This is a genomic window from Occallatibacter sp. FHG110214_02, assembly GCF_059115385.1.
This window is the reverse complement of sequence record NZ_JBZYWK010000016.1, coordinates 38,903-56,129: the sequence shown is the minus strand read 5'-3', so window position 1 is coordinate 56,129 and position 17,227 is coordinate 38,903. Positions and strand designations below refer to the sequence as shown.

Below are 17,227 nucleotides of genomic sequence, written 5' to 3'. Positions count from 1 at the left end.
AGCTTGCTGGAGCGGGTTTTTTATTGAAGTGCGCATCTTTGCACTCGGCTCAAGCCCGCTGCCTGCCAATCAGGAGCGGGCTTTCGTATTTCCCCGGTACATGCGAAATGCCTGGATACCGTGCTGCAAAGGGAGTGTCAACGTTGCAATCTTCACGATTCATGCCCGGAAAATCCGCGCCGAAGGCATGGCTTGCCCTGCTGGTCTTATTGGCTGTAGTGATCCTTGACGGGCTCTCGGTGAGTTGGTTTGTTGTGCGTGCGCACGGCCAGATTGCGGTGCGGAATCAAGGCTATATTCCATACAGCGATGCGCCGATCTTCTATCGTTCAGAGAACTTGAGTGATCCGGTTGCGCTACTTGAAAAGCGCATTGAGCGTGGCGAAGTTACGCTGAAGTTCGATTCGCAATTTGGTTACCTCAAATCCGTGTTGAAGGAATTGAAGGTTCCTGTTGATTCACAGACGCTCGTCTACTCGAAGACAAGTTTCCAGTATCCGAAAATCTCTCCCGAGCATCCGCGTGCGCTTTATTACAACGACGATGTGTATGTCGGCAAAGTGCATGATGGCAAAGCGATTGAGATTGTTTCGTTTGATCCTACGCAGGGAGCCATCTTCTATCTGCTCGATGAGCACAAGGCCAACCATCCAGTTTTTCAGCGCGCGGAGCTTGATTGCACGCAATGCCACATTGCCGCGGGAACGCGTGGTGTTCCGGGAGTCCTGCTGCGTTCCATCTATTCAACATCCACCGGAACGCAGGCTCTTAATACGCAAGCATTCATCACCGATCAGGATAGCCCGCTCAAAGATCGCTGGGGCGGCTGGTATGTCACCGGTAATGCTGGTGGTCAGTCGAGCTTGGCCAATACTGTTGTGAATCAACCTGCAGATCCGGCTCAAACCACAGGCGAGGAACAAGACAAGCCGGTCAAGCTTGTCTCTTTGCCTGCAAAGACCTTTAACTCTACAGCCTATCTTTCGCCGGATAGTGATGTCGTTGCGCATCTTGTTCTCGCTCATCAGACGCAGATGCACAACCTAATCACACTGACGAACTACAAGACGCGAATAACGCTTTACAACCAGGCAGAAGCGAATAAGAAGAACGGGCTTCCTGAAAATGCTTCACTACCGGAGAACGTACGCAGGCAGTTTGAGCGTCCCGCAGAGCAGCTTTTGCGTTATCTGCTCTTTGTCAATGAAGCATCTCTTTCCGGCACCGGTACTGAGAGCATTGGCGTAGATTCTCTCTTTGCGAAAGAGTTTGCCCGCCGCGGTCTGCGAGATCGTCAAGGCCGCTCCCTTCGCGACTTTGACTTGAAGACACGAATCTTCCGCTATCCATGTAGCTATCTCATCTACTCCGAGTCTTTCGACGCAATTCCTGAGCCAGCGAAAAGCTACATCTATCACCGTCTGTTCACAATTCTGACGGGACAAGATAACAGCGCTGACTTTGCAAAGCTCACTCTGGGAGAGAAGCGAGCGATTCTCGAAATCCTTTTGGCAACCAAACCAGGTTTGCCTGAAGAGTGGTCAACGTATGCTACGTCCGATCATCTTCACCTTGCAACAACGCACCTCCGCCATGATAGGCCTCGACAGGACCAGCCGGGACAACTCAGTTCAACAGCAGTTCAACAAGGGAACTAATCCGCCAATTTGAAGGGAGCACCTCATGAGAACAATCTGGAGACATGCAACTGCTGCAGCGTTTGTTGCAGGCTTCGGCCTATCCATTACAACGGCACAGACTGGCAACTCCGCAGCTTCAATCGACGGCCGCTGGGACGCAAATCTTATCAGCCACGGCAACTCTATTCCATTCCGGCTCGACATCTCTGGTTCAGGTCCGACGCTGAAAGGAACGTTTTACGACGGCTTCGATCCGTATGACGGGACTACCAGCGCGACGTTTGAGGACGGAAAGCTTGTTCTGAATGTCGAGCACTACCTCACTACCATTACTGCAACTCTGCAGGATGGCAAGCTGGTTGGCAATGTGGCTACAAGGTCGCGCATCGGTAGCAGCACGTTTGATTTTGAGGCGGCGCGCCATGTTGAGACCTCCGCGTCGGCAGCCCATGCGCCCTCAATTGCCGGTTCATGGATTATTCCTCTGAGCAACCCCTCTGCAAAAGGCGAGAAGGCATTTCGCTTTATCGTCAAGCAGCGCGGGCAGGAAGTTGCCGCGTCTATCTTGCGTGTTGATGGAGATACCGGCGCTTACAGCGGAACCTATAAGGACGGCAAATGGGTGCTGAGTCATTTTGATGGCGGACGTCCTGGCGTCATTGAGGTTTCGCTGAATGATGACGGCACACTCCAGATCATCCAGGACGGCCAGCGTTCGCAAGCAGTCGCACAGGAAAATTCAAATGGCGCTTCCGCACAGGCGGCAAGCACAAGCGCCAACAGCAATCCATATAACGAAGCATCGGGCCCGACGAGTGGCCGTTATGCCAAGGCGTTGATCGCGTATCGTGAAGATGTTGCGAAGGCGAAGGGGTTACCCGCACCAGATGATTACGAAACCCATACAACGGCTCGCGATCCGAATGAAAAGTTTCTCTTTAACTTTCCTGATGTCGATGGCAAGCTGATTTCGCAGGACGATCCCCGCTTTAAGGGCAAGGTCGTTCTCGCTATCGTTACCGGAACCTGGTGCCCGAACTGCCACGATGAGGCGCAGTATCTTGTGCAACTCGATAAGAAGTATCGCGACAAAGGCCTAGCCATCGTCGCTCTTGACTTCGAGGAGCCGGAGCAGCAGGGAAGTCTGGAGCGAGAGCGCGCTTTCGTGAAGAAATACGGCGTGCAATACACCTACCTCATTGCAGGCGCTCCATCAGATATGTGGGAGAAAGTACCGCAACTTGTGAATCTGAACACTTGGCCTGCCACGATCTTCATTGGCCGTGACGGAAAGGTAAAGGCTGTTCACTCTGGCTTTGCTTCCCCTGCTAGCGGCGAATTTCACGCGGACCTTGAGAAAGAGTTTACCGCGCGGATTGAGCAGTTGCTCGCGGATAAGCCAAGCGAGAGTGTTGCCTCTTCCACCGCTCAAGTTTCCAAGCCGGGGCAGTAAATCTTCGCTCAATGCACAAAACAAACTGGCCTCTTCAGTCATGACTGAAGAGGCCAGTTTGTTTCTGTGTGTTAAGACGCTACTTCGTGCCAGTTAAAGTTGCTCCACTTAGCTGGGCGATTGCTCCGAGAGTGATTTGGGCAGCATTCAGTCCAAGACGAAAATCGTCGTCACTATAAAACGAATAGACGTCAGTTGGCTGATGATGCTGTGGGTCCCATCCGCTGCCCATCTGTGCTCCGCGCTCCACTTCACGCAGGCTGAGGGATGGAGTCAAGTCCATGAATGGGCTGGAGTCGGTGTTAGTCATATGTGGACCGACGTTTGCCGGATAGTCTGTGGCGTACTTATCGTCAGCGAGTTGAAATTTGTGCGCCATGGCCATTGCCTGGTCTGCGAATTTCGATGTCACCTGGTACTCGATGTTCACGTCGGCCTCGGGGCGTTGGTTCTTCGGCATGGTTCCATCTTTCAAGGGCATACCGTGGTCAAAAAGCATCATGTCATGCTGAACCATACCAATCCACTTGGGTTCTGGATATTTGCCTGAGCCGGGAGGTGTCTCGATTCCTTGCAGGTCCTTGCGTTGATCAACATAGGCACGTGCTCCATTCAGCCCTGTCTCCTCGTTGTTCCAAAGCGCAAAGCGGATGGAGACGTCCGTAGTGACATCCAAGCTGCTGAAGATGCGTGCCAGTTCCATCACCAGTGCGGTGCCCGAGCCGTCATCATTCGCCGCTTCGCCCCAGCCGATGCCATCCATATGCGCGCCGAGTATGTACATCTGTTCAGGATGCTTTGATCCTATCTTGGTGCAGTAGACCTCTTCACGCGGACCAGGGGTGGATGGTTGTGAATTCAACTCGCGCAGTTTCATATCTGGCTGCTTCATCGGATCGTTGTTGACCGTATCCGGGAAGATATTGCCTCTGCGGCGCGAGCCTCCGGGGCCGACAGAGCGGTCTGCCGGAGGACGGCGAGCGCCGTTGCGGTTGCCGCCTGATGTTGGCGGTTCGTAGGTATAGTGAATGCGCTCTGTGTTCGTGCATCCGTAACTTTTGAGTTGCGCTTCTATCCAGTCAACTGCGGCACGGTTTCTGTCGGTCCCCTGCCGGCGGTCGCCGAATTTTGTAAGCCCCTTGATGATCGCCTTGTATTGCTCAATATTCAGCCGGCCAACCATGGTTGCAACAGGATCGGAGGGCGTTGAAGGTGCAGTAGAGGGGGCCTGTTGCGACCATGCGAGCGAAGTAAAGATACACACAATCAGAGATTGTGAAAGTATTTTTGGCATGTTTGTCTCCTGTGTTGTAACGCTCTTACTCTTTGCTGTGCGGCTGTAAAAGTGAGAATTGCTTTGTCGTGCGAATTGAATTCAGGAAACTTGCAGAGGTGCCTCACGCATGCGCTACAAACCCATGGCGAATGGCATAACGTACAAGGTCGGCAATGGAATGAAATCCCAGCTTGCGATTGATGTTGATTCGATGTGATTCAACGGTTCGGATGCTGATATTAAGTTCCACCGCTACTTCTTTGCTGGTCTTGCCGTTCGCCAACAGCTTCATCACTTCGCGCTCACGCACGGTGAGCTGGACTGGCGCGCTCATTGCTTTCAATGAAGACGTGCGGCTCGTCAGGTAGCCTCCCAGCACCATCTCTGTTACTCGCGCAGTAAAAAAATGACGCTTGTCTGCAACAGCCTCTACTGCGGCGAGCAGGTCGCGGTCCGCATCACTCTTCAGCACGATGCCACGCACGCCGACTCTTAACATGTCGCGGATTATCTGCTCGGAATCATGCATGGTCAGCATGACTATGCATGTGTCCGGAAACTTTTTCAATATCTGCAGTGCCGCTCCGGGTCCGTTCAACTCAGGCATAGAGAAGTCGAGGATCACAACATCAGGGCGTAGCTCTTCCGTTTTGTTTACTGCCTCAACGCCGTTTTGAGCTTCAAAGACAATTTCCCAATCATCGCGGCTTGATAGCAGTGCGCGTACTCCTCTGCGAATCAACTCATGGTCGTCTGCAATCAGTATCCGTAACGCTTTAGCCATGCAAAGTTATCTCCGAGGGAATGGTTGCCTTCACTGTTGTGCCTTTGTTGTTGCAATCAATTGTTAAGAGACCGCCAAGCTGCTCGACGCGCTCTCTCATGCCGCCAATTCCAACACCGCTGTTGCTGCTGCGCGCGCGTGAGAGAGCTTCAGGCGCAAGGCCTTTTCCCCGGTCGCTGATTGCAAGCTTGAGCCAGCCTTGCCTGAGCTGCAGCGTGATCTTTGCTGTAGCGCTTCCGGAGTGGCGCAGTACATTTGCAAGCGCCTCCTGTACGATGCGATAGATGGCAATTTCTATTTCGTCCTGGTATCTGCCGAGGTTTTCACTCATTTTGAGGTCTACTCGTATTCCGCTGCGCTCTTCAAATCCTTCGGCCAGCCAAGGCAGCGCCAGTCGCAAACCTGCCTCTCCCAGCAGTGGAGGATGCAGCAGGTAGGATGTGCTGCGAATGCAGGCAGAGCATCGATACGCTATTTCTTTCGTCTCTTCAATCAGGTTCTTGAGATCATCATTTGAGTCACCTATCAAATCGCGCAGCCTTGCAAGATTCCAATTCAAAACCGCCAGTTCCTGCGAGGTGGAATCATGCAGGTCACGAGCAATCCGGCGTCGTTCCTGCTGCTGCAGATTCTCAAGCTGAGTCACCATATGCTGAAATTCTGTCTTCGCATTATTGCGCTCGGTAATGTCCTGATAGAGTCCGTAAACACCTTCGAGCTTTCCCTCGACAATCAAAGGGATGCCGTAGATCTCCACATCAATGAGCATGCCGTCACGCCGGCGACGCTGCGTGACCATGTGAACGTTGTTTCCCACCAGCACAGTTTGGCTTAGTTGCGCCGCTTCTTCCAGTTGCTCGGGGCTGGCGATTAGAAAATCAAGATCGGCTGCTGCCAGCTCTTTCGGTTGGTACTGGAAGAGCCGCTCAAATGCCGGGTTGCATAGCGTAAAGCGGTGTTGAGAGTCGAGCGCGACGATCGCAATCGGACAATTTTCAATCAGCGCGCGCAGGTAGGTCTCGGATGTGGCTGCACTCATTCGAGATGAGAAGTGCATGGCCTGAGTCTTATAAAACTCCTGCTCTCTCATGTCTACCTCGGTCGGATACCTCTTGTACGAGCAATTTCTTCCTTCTGCCTGTGCCGTGAAGGCAGAAGGAAAATATCGCTATTTCGTTCCTGAACTCGCGAAGATGTTCTTCGGGCACATGGCATGGACTCCTACATTGCCATCCACGAGTTCCGTTATGTCTACATCTACTGCCACGCTGGTAAGCATGTAGGCGTCATCGCGTGTCATGTGCTTCTCTTCTACTAAGAAGTCAATCATCTCGCGAACCGCGTGCTCCGTAGCTTCTTTCAAGTCCGGGCTGAAGCCCATGGTGATGTAGTGCGTAGGCGTTTCGGCGCGGGGCCAGAGCATGTTTTTGTTTTTGTGCACAATGAACTTGAATGTGCCTGTGAGAAATGTTTCGAGTGCCGTGATATCCACTTCGCCGTTGCCCTGGCCTGCGTGACCATCTCCAGCTTCAAACATTGCGCCTTTAGCGGCTACCGGAATATAGAGCGTAGTGCCTGCAACAAGCTCCTTGTTGTCCATGTTGCCGGCGTGCGCGAACGGCTCCGTGCTGCCAACCTTGCCCTGCGCGCCGGCTACGCCCATGCTTCCAAAGAAAGGATGCAGCGGAATGTCGATACCGGGTGCGAAGTGCGCGACCATCTTGTTGAGATCCAGAGGGATGATTTTGTTGCGGCTGTAAGGAAATTCCATAGGAAGAAATCCGCGATGCAACCCAAAGCCATTGCAGGCAAATGGAGTGTCGATGTCCACCTTGAGGATTTGCACTTCCAGCACATCTCCCGGCTCTGCTTCCGCAATGGCAACCGGGCCGGTAAGGATGTGGCCTCCGGGGCCTTTTTCATCTGCTGGATAATTCTTGTAGATTTCTTCGTTGTATGCGGGAATATCTTCAGGCTTGACGCCTCGCGCAACGAGCCTGTCCGTCGGCCCGCAGGTTGAGAGTGTTTGCATCACAACCGTATCCCCGCTATGTACCGTTAAGGCTGGGTGCATGCTGCCATAGTATCCCCAGCTCACGGTCTTCGATGTCGCTTTCACAACGTAGGGCTGCTGCGCGAGCCCATGTAGCGTGGCTATTGCGCTTAGCGCTGCTACAAACATCCGCTTCTTCATTCCACTCTCCTGACAAAATCCAGCTTGTACAACTTTGCGAGGGATGCGGCGGCGAAATCTATATCCGATTAAGCCGCCGCATGTATTGCAAACTTCAGTTGCGCTTAGAAGGACAGCTTGAGCGCGAACTGAATCAGTCGTGGTGAGCCTGCCGAGCTGGTGATTTGACCATAGCTGACAGAACTGGCTGAGGTTGAGGGATTCGAGTATTCGGGATGATTCCACATGTTGAAGAACTCCGTGCGGAAATCGACATTGGCGCTCTCGCCAAGCCCGGGAACGTGGGTTGATTTCACAATGGCAAAGTCCCAGTTGTCATTGCCGGGGCCGCGCGCCGCGCCAATTGAGCTGTCGCCAAAATCGGTAGCGGCTGCGCCGTTATTCAGCACACTGTATGGAACAGCAGCAGCGGTCTGGAAGACGGAAGATGCAGGGTTGAGGTACGTGTTGGTTTGAACGCGGTGCAGCATGGAGCCTGCATTCTTGGAGATGATGTCGTTGTTTCCCTTACCTTGGATGAACTGCGCGCGAGCGTAGCTGGAGACGCCATAAGCGGTGCCGTTGGTGGAGTCAGTAAAGGTCATCGGTTTGCCGGACTGGAATGTGGACGAGCCGTTCAGTTTCCAGCCATTAGTAACTCCGCGTGCCAGCATGTGCCCTGACTTCAGGCTCGGAAGGTTGTAGACGTAAGCAATCACAAAGCGATGAGGCCGGTCATAACCTGCGAGTCCCCAGCGCGCATAACGGTCAAGCGGATCATTGCTGTTGCCGCTGCCGCCGGAGAAGACGCCGTTGGTGCCGTCGCCGCCCGTCACGGTCGTCATGGCTTTGCTCCAGGTGTATGCGCCCTGAATGTAAAGACCATGGCTGACCTGGCGCCGCAGTGTGGCCTGCATGCTGTGGTACATGGAGAAGCCGTAGGTCTCAATCAAAGACACCCCAGTGGGCGAGAACCCTTGGTAAGGAACACGGGCTTGCAAGTTAGCGGAAGTGGTTGAGTTGGTAGTTACACCGTTGATTGGGTTTTGCGGGCTTGCCAGCCATGCGCGGTTGATGCCACGGCTTTCCGCAAGGCGAGTGCCGCGTGTGCCTACGTATCCAAGTTCGGCTACAAGCTTGGCGGGGAGTTGATGCTCAACTTCAAGGTTGTACTGCTGCACCATCGGCACATCGCTATGCTCGGCAACAGCAGTTACCGATTGCGGCGCGCCCGTCGGCAGAAGCGGTGTCCATGCTCCCGGAGTCAGCGTAACTGTGAATGGCGTTGCGAAGGTTGAGGTTTGGTCATTGGCATTGCTCAAGCTGGCCTTGCTGACAAACGGTTGGCCGCCTAGCGTCTGCAGAACGGAGTTAGCATTTGGCAGCGTGTAGAAGATGCCGTAACCGCCGCGAACCACTGTGGAAGTGCTGGCTCCAAATGGCTGCCATGCAAATCCGAGGCGCGGGCCAAAGTTATGCAAGGGCAAATCATTGCTCTGCAAGCTGCGGCTGCCAATCTTTGTTACTCCATCCGGAGTGGAAAGCCGGAAGTTGTTAGGCACGATAAAGCCCTGGTAGCTTCCGCCTGTTGGGACGGGTGCAAAGCGAGTGACGAGCGAGGGCCAGTAGCTGCTCTCTTCGCCATGTGCAAAGCTCACGCCGCTATCCAGCTCCCAGCGCAGGCCTGCATTCAGCGTCAGGTTTGGCAGAAGCTTGATGTCATCCTGCAGGAACATGGCCATATCCGTGCCGCGATAGCCCTTGTAGTAGTTGCCCTGTTGGCTGCCGACGGAGTTCAGGTTGCTGTATCCCGAGTGATTCTGTGCCGAGCTCATGCCGAGCAGGAAGTCCTGCAGTGTTGAAAAGCCAAGGCTGCCGCGCTTCTGTTCAGGGTCGTCGAAATCAAACTGATTCTTTTCGCCAAGAAAACCGGCGCGAATGCTCTGCTTGCCAAGCACCCATGAAATCTGGTCCGCAATTTCAAAGGTGTTGACGACGGACATGGACTCATCATTACCGCCGCCGCCGAGGCTGAAGTAGCCCGTTACGGACATGATTGGGATAAGCGGATAGGACGGGTCGCTGGGCGCGGTCATTCCGATTTGGTCGTAGGTAAGAATCGACTGCGTTTGCAGGTGGCCGCCGCTGCGAATAAAAGCTACCAAGCCTTCATTCAGAAAGTTGGAGCTCATGGCAGAGGTCAGTTTCAGAATCGCCACGTCGTTGTTGAACTTGGTCGCAACACCATTTCCCGGAGGATTGCCCGCTGTACCCAGCGGCTGGTTTTCGGGATAGTTGGCATAGAAGAAGCGCTCTGACAAGGTGTGCTTGTGCGACAGGATGTAGTCCGCATTCACCATGTACTGGTCTTCGTTATAGGTGGCCGGAATGCTGAAGGTGGATTGGCCGATGGGGTTGCCATGCGAATCGACTGCATAGCGCTGCGGCGTGGGAATCAGGTAGGTGCCGTCGGCAAGCTTCTGATTGAGCAGATTAATGGCCACGGGGTTGATGTTGGAGCCGTCGCAGGCAACTTCTTCCTGACCGGGCGTCGTGCTGTACTGCCCGCCGTTATATGGATGCCAGTAGTGCGCCGCGGTGGATGAGGAGCCTGCTCCATTGGGGCAGGCGATGGCCCCGATGGCAGAGGCGCTGCGGTCATTGGTGAGCGGGAAGAGCGGCACTGTCTGCAGCGAACCGGCGCTCATGCCGTTGACTTGCCGCGTTCCCTGATAGGTTCCAAAGATGAAGAACCTGTCCTTGATGATAGGGCCGCCAAGCACTCCGCCGAACTGGTTCTGCTTCATCGCGGGACGTGGTCTGCCTACAAGCTTCACGAATGTGTCGTTTGCATTCAGCGCGTCGTTGCGGAAGAATTCCCAGACCGCGCCGTGAATCTGGTTGGTGCCCGTCTTTGTTACCACATCAACGTTTGCGCCTGCATCGCGGCCAAAGCCGGCATCGTAGTTAGTTGTCTGAATCTTGAATTCCTGCAGCGCGTCAGGGCTTGGCACCGGGATGCCGGCCTGCTGAACAAAATCGCCCGCTCGGCCGGAACCAAAGTTGTTGATGTCCGCGCCGTCCATGTGGAAGTTGTTCGAGATGCTGCTGGCGCCGTTTACATAAACGTCAGGCGTGCCTTTGCCGAGTGTTGCAGCGTTGTTCAGGTCGCCCGTGATGCCCGTGGACATGGTGAGCACCTGCGTGTAGTTTCTGCTGGTGAGCGGAAGCTCGCGAATTACGCCGCCATCCACAACGGTGCCCATGGTCGCGTTTTCCACCTGCAGGGCAGGCGGAGCGGCTGATACCTCAACTGTCTCTCCCGCGCTGCCAACGACGAGCTTCGCATCGGCGCGCTCTGTTTCCGTGACTACCACGGTGATGGGCGGCTCTTCGAATGTCTTGAACCCGGAGGCCGTAATCGTTACTTTGTATACTTCCGGCGGCAACAGGCCAACGGTGTATTGGCCGGCTTTATCGGTGAGTACGGTTTTTGTTTGTGCGGTAGCAGGGGATGTCACTGTGACAGTTGCCCCTACAAGCACATTGCCTTGCGAGTCCGTGACAGTGCCGCGGATCGCGCCAGAAGTAGATGTTTGGCCATACAGTGCAGAAGTCATCAACGGAAAACAGATGAAGGCAAAGATAGCTCTGCAACGAACGGAGAGGAAGAGTTTCCTTCTCATAGTGAGCACCTCGTTGAAATGGGGTGTTTTCACTATGCGTTAATTTCCGCACGATTAAAATTCGCAAAATTACTGCGAGCGCTTGTTTGCCTCTACGTAGTTCTACTTAATTATTTTCCGGGTGGGATGTAGGCGGCATAAATATAGATGAGGATTGCGTAAGGACTACAGGAATGATGGCTGATATATGCACACAGAGGCAGCGCGGACGGCTATTAGACCAGTCCGCGCTGCGAGCAAAGCTACTTTAATTCCGATGCCGTAGCAGGCGGCTGCTTCTGAATCATTGCCATGTAGCTCTTGGGAACCTTGGTTACGACATTGAATTCCGGATCTACCAGTTCCGTGACTTCAATCTTCATCACAGCGCCCAGCAGCAGTGCAACCTCGCTGTCGCTCAAGTTGTAGTCGTGCTTGAGCCACGTGGCGAGTTGTGCCGTCGAGGTCTTCAGCGCTTCCTGAAGCGAGCCTGCAACGCCAAACGAGATGAGGTAGTCATCATCTTCTTCCCGCACGCCGCCTGATTGATAGCCTTCAATCACATCCACGGAAAACGTAACGTCCATGGAAACCTCAAGGCCGGTCTGCGTCACCTCTCCGTCGGCCATCGCAGCGTGGCCATCGCCAAAGCCAAACAACGCGCCGGGATGGAAGACGGAAAACAGCATCGTCGTTCCGGATACTGTTCCGTTGTAATCCAGGTTGCCGCCATAGACGCCGAGGTGAGGCCCGGTGAATGCCTCAAAGCCGGGAGGCGCAACAGAGATGCATCCCAGCATGGGCTTCATCTGCAGTTTGAAATTCTTGAGCGCCGGAGTCGGCTCGCTTAGATGCGCCGTACCGCTCGCATTGTCCAGCGTGTACTCGCCGTTGAAGCGCGGGTCGTAATGCGCGGCCAGGTTGTAAGCCGGCAGCACGCCAAACTGCTGAATGCGGCTTCCCTGGCGCGCGGTCTTGCGGTTCGGCTCAATCTTGATGAGGTGAACGACAAGCGTGTCGCCCGGCAGTGCGCCTTCCACATAGATGGGACCAATGTTCGCATTGCCGCCAAGGGCTACACGCTTGCCGTTCATATCCACGCCGCCGGAGTCGGCAGACCATGTGTGAACAATATCGCCGGGAAAGATGTGCAGGCCCGGCTTGTTACCAGCATAGTAGTAGTTCTGAAAGCTCGGATGGTCGTAAGTAATCTCGCGAGGTTTGGCTGGAAGCGGCAAAGCGCGTATCAGCTTGAAGCTCACATCTTGCGGAGGAGAAACACGCCCAGGATAGCGACGCCCAAGCCCGTTCAGCTTTCCTTCTCCGTCAATCTCATCCTTGCCCTTGATGGTGCCTGTCAGGGAGCCAGCGGAGTTTCCCTGCGCGTCCGTCACCGTCAGCGAAAGCTCTGTTCCTTTCACGGAGCCCTTCAAGATATTCGGACCCCATGTGCCGGTTACAGCATCGCCGCTTCCTTGCAGCAGAACGTGCGCATACGCAGGCTCCATAATCATCGGCCCGGTAACTTCGGCAACCCACTTGCCGGCAACTTCTTCTGCCCGGGCCACGCCCAGACCAAGCGCTATGCTTGTCACAACTACCGCCACGCGCATCCAACATGCTCGCATTGTTGCAATCCTCCAAAAGCAATCTTCACCATTTCCCTGGAAGACACTTCAACCGTGCCGCCTTTGCCAAAGCTGCTTGAATCCAGAAAACGAACGCAGGTGTGTCCAGATTTGTACCATGCAGACGCGCCGCCTGAATATCCGTGAAACTGCGGAGGTTCCAATTCGCCCATGTGCTTGCTGAAGAGGGGAGCACCGGATAGCGGGCCTCTTGTGGGCATAACAGCACCTATCGCGTGCTCCCAAATTGGCTCTTACGGAAGCGCGATTCCTGTTTAAGAATCAAAGCCCTGACATATTTTCATGCGAGAGCCAATCCATTGCTTCCTTCTTTCAAGATGGAGACAAACCTGTTTCCGAGCATCCTTGTTTTCCGCAGAAGTCAGCGCGGAGTGTTGCGATGCTCCATCTCCTGCGGGAAGGTTGTTGCGAATGTCGAAATCCAGTGGTCTTTCTCCTTGCGTACGCGTTGTTCCAATGCTCTTTGCACGTCTCCGGTATTGCGTAATTCTCGCTTGCTCCGTTGCACTCGCGACAGGCAGCGTGTAGGCATAGACGGCAGTCTTTGGCTACGCAATCCAGACGCTGGGCGGAGGCTTTGCTAATCCTTCAAGTCTGGCGATAGACGCCGCAGGCAATGGCTATGTTGCGGATTACGCGAACAGTCAGGTAAAGGAAATCCCGCTCAGTTGTATCAACGGCATGAATGATTCCAGTTGTGTGATTACGCTTGGCGGCGGTTTCAACCAGCCATCGGGGGGGGATTGGATCAGGGCGGCAACGTCTACGTTACGAACACCGGGCCCAGTGCGGTTGAGGTGATTCCAACCAGTTGCATCAGCGCGCTAACGACGCCAGTTGCGTAGTCACGCTTGGCGGCGGCTTTGGCGCGCTTGGTGGTGTAGCGGTGGATGCAAACAGCAATGTTTATGTCGCGGATTTTAACAACAGCGGCGTGAAAGAGATGATGCCGCGTGGAGTGGACTTTCCTTCTCTCCCAGTGGGGCTGAACGAGACGCAAACGCTGTACTTCACCTTCACGCTGAATGCCGCTGCAAGCTATTCCATATCCGCTAGCTATAGCGGCGACGACGACTTCCTCGGCGGCTCCAGCACTGCTAACGTTTTGCTCACTTCCAGTGTGCAGGACTTCACCGTCACACCTCCGTCGAGCGGCACAGGGACGCTCACGAATGGCTCCGGAACATTCAGCTTTACCGTGACGCCCAATTCCGCAACCTTCCCGGCCCCCGTCTCATTCACAGCTACGGGACTCCCGACCGGAAGCACAGCCACTTTCAGCCCGGCTAGTTTCGCGGCAGGTTCAGCAGGCGGCCCTGTGCAGCTAACAGTCGTATCTTCTTCAGCCTCTGCTTTGTTTCGTAACAGTCGAGGCTTGACCCTTGCTGTGCTCTTTCTGCCGCTGCTTGGCCTGTGGCGTGCGCGCCGTCATCTTAAAGCGGCACGGCTTCTTGCGTTGCTCATCCTATGCCTCGGTCTCGGAGTCATCAGCGGCTGCGGCAGTAGCAGTGGAAGCCATTCCTACACACTCACCGTTACTGCCACCAGCAACGGCGTGCAGCACAGCTTCAATCTGCTCCTTAACACGCGATAGCAAAAGGATACGCATAAAAGTATGATGGTCCCTTTCTGCTGGTAATCTTCATCGGCAGAAAGTGACCATCGGAATTAGTGGCAACTTCCAAAATAAGGAGTTGCGAAGCACTCAAGGATGAATATGTAGCGAGGAGATTTTAGCTTCTGAGCTTCCAACGTTATAGGAGGTCGTTTGCAACAGTAGATCGAAGGAACGCAATTGCCCATCCTTTCCTTTTGCTGCGGCCAGCACCGGGGACATCTGCTCCGGGTTCAAAAGAAAATCAATCGCCCCTTCTATCTCGTCCATCGTGGAGCCTTCGATTAAAAGAACATGCCCTGTCTCTCCCGGATTGGAGGTGAGAGACAGGATTGCGTAAGACTGCCGAGTGCCGCTGCTCTCAACTGCCGAATAGGTTCGCGGCTCGTTCGCTGCCGGTTTCCGGTTCAGAATGGTGTAGTTCTGGCCAAACACGACGGTGAAATCAACCTTGCTATCAAACACCTGCACCCAGGGGTTGGCTTCAGGAGCGCCAATCAGGATGGCATTGCCAGTTTTGAGGTAGTTCAGGCTGAACTCCCGCGCAAAACATATCTGCATGCGGTCCGAGTATCGATGAGGCAAGCGGAGCAAGGCCGTAATCAGCTTCACATCCGACATCGTCGTATATCTGCGTTGCGCCATTGTGCCGCTGGCTGGATTTCCATCCGGAGTAACATTTCCGGGCGGTGTAGCAAGGTAAGAGCGCGTAGCGTATTCCGATACGGAAACAATGCGATGGGCCACATTGGTGTACAGCTTCATTCCAGCATCGCCTGGGACAACGTACGTCGTATCCTGCGGCTGAAACAATGTGGACCAGAGAATATCCGCCGTTGGCTCCGGCGGCCTGAAGAGATAGCTAAGGCTGGCGACCGCTCCCAGTACACCCAGGCAAACGAGGAAATATGTTAGGAACCGCCTCTGGTGCGAACGTGTCTGAGGCTTAGCCTTGTGTTCTGGTTCACGCGTCACAGCGGGTTGCAGCACAGGTACTTCGGGAACAATCGGCGGAGGCAATTGTGGAGAAGCCAGAGCAGCCTCTTCGGTGACCTCTGCTTTCTCTGCAAGTACGGTCACTGGCGCAATAAAGCGATATCCCCGCCTTGGCAAAGTCTCAATAAAGCGAGGGTTATCGGCGGAGTCTTTGAGCGCCTCGCGAACCTTATTGATTGCCGTCTTCAAGCTGTGGTCGGGATCAATCTCCGCATCCGCTCCCCAGACCTTGCGTTGCAGTTCTTCCCGGCTGACCAGTTCGCCGGGCGACTCCAGCAACAGCATCAGGACGCGAAAGGGCTGGTCCTGCAGTCGGACGAGGAGGCCCGAGCGCCTGAGTTCGCGGCTTTTGAAATCCGCTTCAAAGACTCCAAACCGGACACTGGAACAGGATGTAGCAGTCTCGCTCATATGCAATAGGAAGATACAGAAACCGTATATAGAAACGGCTTGCGCCGATTTTGTTGGGTTGCTGACAGGAACGCCTGCAACCGAGTGTAAGACGAAAGCATGAAAAGTATGTAAAAGGGCTCCGCGATGTGAGCTTAACTAAAAGATAGAAAAAGCCTTAGCTGGTTACGCGGAATTTACCTCCCGGCGAGGCGCAGTGCATTGCCAGATCAGACTCTCCTCGGGAAATTGAAAAGAGAAGCCGGCAGGCAGTTCGTGAGAACGGCTTCTTATATTGACCAGGAGACATCCGCTGGACATGATTGTGCCTCAGCTTACCCGTCGCCTTTTTCTCCGTAGCAGCGGCCTTGCGGCAGCCGCATTGGCCATCGAGCCCACTCTTAGCTTTGCTTCTGCCCTAGCTTCCTCGACCTACGAACCATGGCAGCCGGGCATGCTCGACATTCACCATATTTCAACCGGACGCGGCAACTCGACCCTGTTTCTATATCCCGATGGTACGTCCATGATGGTGGATGCCGGCGCTATTTATTCGTCGCTGGAATACACCATTGCTCCGAAACCGGATGGCACCCGCCGACCCGGCGAGTGGCTGGGGCGTTACGCGCAGCGCCACCTGAAAGAAGCTGGCCGCGAGGAGATTGATTACTTCGTTCTTACACACTTCCATTCTGACCACATGGGAGAGTACACGCCGGAGCTGCCTCGTTCCAATCATGGTGACTACCGCCTTACCGGCGTCTCCGATGTGGCGGAGATTGTTCCGATCCGCCGCTTCATTGATCGCAACTACTCCAGCTACGACTATCCGCAGCCCCTCAACGATCCGCATCAGCAGAATTACATCCGTTTTATCCGCGAGCAAGTGAAGCGTGGAGCCTCGGCGCAGCGCATCCAGGTAGGGTCGAATAAACAGATCAGCCTGTTGCGTAAGCCTGATTCATACCCGGACTTTTCTGTTCGCAACCTTGCAGCCAATGGCGAAGTGTGGACCGGCGTTGGAAGCACAACGCGACATCAGTTTCCGGATATTGCCGCTCTCAAGCCGGAAGACTATCCCTCGGAAAACATGTGTTCGCTGGCCATGCGAATCAGCTATGGCCAGTTCGACTACTACACCGGCGGCGACCTGAGTGGCAGTGACGAGTACGGCAACGAGCCATGGCGCAACATTGAAGCTGCAGTGGCGCAGGCCGCAGGGCCTGTCGAGGTTGCTGTAGTCAACCATCACGGTTACGCGGATGCGGATGGGCCGGCGATGGTTCGTGCATTGCACCCGCAGGTCTTCCTCATACTGGCCTGGGATTCGGCGCATCCCACCGTCAACAGTCTTGGCAACATGCTGAGCACCACGCTCTATCCGGCGCCGCGCGATATTTTTTCGACAGCCATGAAGGAAGAAAACAGGGTTGCCAACCGGCGCGTGGCCGACTTCAAGAGCACAAACGGCCATATCGTTGTTCGCGTCGCGCCCGGAGGACAGTCTTACCGCATCGTCATTCTCGACAACGCGGACGAGCAGGACCGGGTTCTCGCAACCTTCGGCCCTTATAGCTGCAGGTAAA

11 protein-coding genes are annotated in these 17,227 nt (G+C 54.7%); 4 read left to right on the top strand and 7 right to left on the bottom strand.

All coding sequences use genetic code 11. The annotated features are described in order from the left end of the window. Positions 1 to 161 precede the first annotated feature (161 nt). Positions 162 to 1,658, top strand: a complete 1,497-nt coding sequence (locus AC5S3R_RS14230; RefSeq protein WP_494267746.1) for a hypothetical protein — start codon at positions 162 to 164, stop codon at positions 1,656 to 1,658. A gap of 25 nt (positions 1,659 to 1,683) precedes the next feature. Next, positions 1,684 to 3,093 (top strand): TlpA family protein disulfide reductase, encoded by a 1,410-nt coding sequence (locus AC5S3R_RS14225; RefSeq protein WP_494267745.1) that lies wholly within the window; start codon positions 1,684 to 1,686, stop codon positions 3,091 to 3,093. A gap of 79 nt (positions 3,094 to 3,172) precedes the next feature. On the opposite strand, the gene AC5S3R_RS14220 is transcribed toward AC5S3R_RS14225, so the two are convergent. The 6 genes from AC5S3R_RS14220 to AC5S3R_RS14195 all read right to left on the bottom strand — a co-directional run bounded on the left by AC5S3R_RS14220 (position 3,173) and on the right by AC5S3R_RS14195 (position 12,619). Next, positions 3,173 to 4,387, bottom strand: a complete 1,215-nt coding sequence (locus AC5S3R_RS14220) for a M28 family peptidase (RefSeq protein WP_494267744.1) — start codon at positions 4,385 to 4,387, stop codon at positions 3,173 to 3,175. Positions 4,388 to 4,490: 103 nt separating this feature from the next. Beyond that, entirely contained in the window at positions 4,491 to 5,153 is a 663-nt protein-coding gene (locus tag AC5S3R_RS14215) for a response regulator (RefSeq protein WP_494267743.1), read from the bottom strand. Continuing rightward, a complete protein-coding gene (locus AC5S3R_RS14210; protein ID WP_494267741.1) occupies positions 5,146 to 6,243 on the bottom strand; it encodes a PAS domain-containing sensor histidine kinase in 1,098 nt (365 codons plus the stop codon). The genes AC5S3R_RS14215 and AC5S3R_RS14210 overlap by 8 nt, the downstream gene beginning before the upstream one ends. A 78-nt stretch (positions 6,244 to 6,321) precedes the next feature. Further along, positions 6,322 to 7,347, bottom strand: coding sequence for an acetamidase/formamidase family protein (locus AC5S3R_RS14205; RefSeq protein WP_494267740.1), 1,026 nt, complete (start codon positions 7,345 to 7,347; stop codon positions 6,322 to 6,324). 104 nt (positions 7,348 to 7,451) lie between these two features. Next, positions 7,452 to 11,012 carry a TonB-dependent receptor gene (locus tag AC5S3R_RS14200; protein WP_494267739.1) on the bottom strand — a complete coding sequence of 1,187 codons (3,561 nt, stop codon included), beginning with the start codon at positions 11,010 to 11,012 and terminating at the stop codon, positions 7,452 to 7,454. 242 nt (positions 11,013 to 11,254) lie between these two features. Further along, positions 11,255 to 12,619, bottom strand: a complete 1,365-nt coding sequence (locus AC5S3R_RS14195; RefSeq protein ID WP_494267738.1) for an acetamidase/formamidase family protein — start codon at positions 12,617 to 12,619, stop codon at positions 11,255 to 11,257. Positions 12,620 to 13,451: 832 nt separating this feature from the next. Here AC5S3R_RS14195 and AC5S3R_RS14190 point away from each other — a divergent pair. Further along, the gene (locus tag AC5S3R_RS14190) at positions 13,452 to 14,234 is read left to right on the top strand and encodes a hypothetical protein (protein ID WP_494267737.1); all 783 of its coding nucleotides are present in this window, start codon (positions 13,452 to 13,454) and stop codon (positions 14,232 to 14,234) included. Positions 14,235 to 14,345: 111 nt separating this feature from the next. On the opposite strand, the gene AC5S3R_RS14185 is transcribed toward AC5S3R_RS14190, so the two are convergent. Further along, positions 14,346 to 15,662: a winged helix-turn-helix domain-containing protein gene (locus AC5S3R_RS14185; protein WP_494267736.1), complete on the bottom strand. Its 1,317-nt coding sequence runs from the start codon at positions 15,660 to 15,662 to the stop codon at positions 14,346 to 14,348. Positions 15,663 to 15,960: 298 nt separating this feature from the next. Between AC5S3R_RS14185 and AC5S3R_RS14180 the strand changes: the two genes are divergently transcribed. Continuing rightward, the gene (locus AC5S3R_RS14180) at positions 15,961 to 17,226 is read left to right on the top strand and encodes a ComEC/Rec2 family competence protein (protein WP_494267735.1); all 1,266 of its coding nucleotides are present in this window, start codon (positions 15,961 to 15,963) and stop codon (positions 17,224 to 17,226) included. The last annotated feature ends 1 nt before the right edge of the window (position 17,227 follow it).

Excerpts from the sequence above, each read along its gene's own strand:
- AC5S3R_RS14180 (WP_494267735.1), top strand. The coding sequence starts at position 15,961 with ATGATTGTGCCTCAGCTTACCCGTCGCCTTTTTCTCCGTAGCAGCGGC.
- AC5S3R_RS14185 (WP_494267736.1), bottom strand. The coding sequence starts at position 15,662 with ATGAGCGAGACTGCTACATCCTGTTCCAGTGTCCGGTTTGGAGTCTTT.
- AC5S3R_RS14230 (WP_494267746.1), top strand. The coding sequence starts at position 162 with ATGCCCGGAAAATCCGCGCCGAAGGCATGGCTTGCCCTGCTGGTCTTA.
- AC5S3R_RS14200 (WP_494267739.1), bottom strand. The coding sequence starts at position 11,012 with ATGAGAAGGAAACTCTTCCTCTCCGTTCGTTGCAGAGCTATCTTTGCC.
- AC5S3R_RS14215 (WP_494267743.1), bottom strand. The coding sequence starts at position 5,153 with ATGGCTAAAGCGTTACGGATACTGATTGCAGACGACCATGAGTTGATT.
- AC5S3R_RS14225 (WP_494267745.1), top strand. The coding sequence starts at position 1,684 with ATGAGAACAATCTGGAGACATGCAACTGCTGCAGCGTTTGTTGCAGGC.
- AC5S3R_RS14210 (WP_494267741.1), bottom strand. The coding sequence starts at position 6,243 with ATGAGAGAGCAGGAGTTTTATAAGACTCAGGCCATGCACTTCTCATCT.
- AC5S3R_RS14220 (WP_494267744.1), bottom strand. The coding sequence starts at position 4,387 with ATGCCAAAAATACTTTCACAATCTCTGATTGTGTGTATCTTTACTTCG.
- AC5S3R_RS14205 (WP_494267740.1), bottom strand. The coding sequence starts at position 7,347 with ATGAAGAAGCGGATGTTTGTAGCAGCGCTAAGCGCAATAGCCACGCTA.
- AC5S3R_RS14195 (WP_494267738.1), bottom strand. The coding sequence starts at position 12,619 with ATGCGAGCATGTTGGATGCGCGTGGCGGTAGTTGTGACAAGCATAGCG.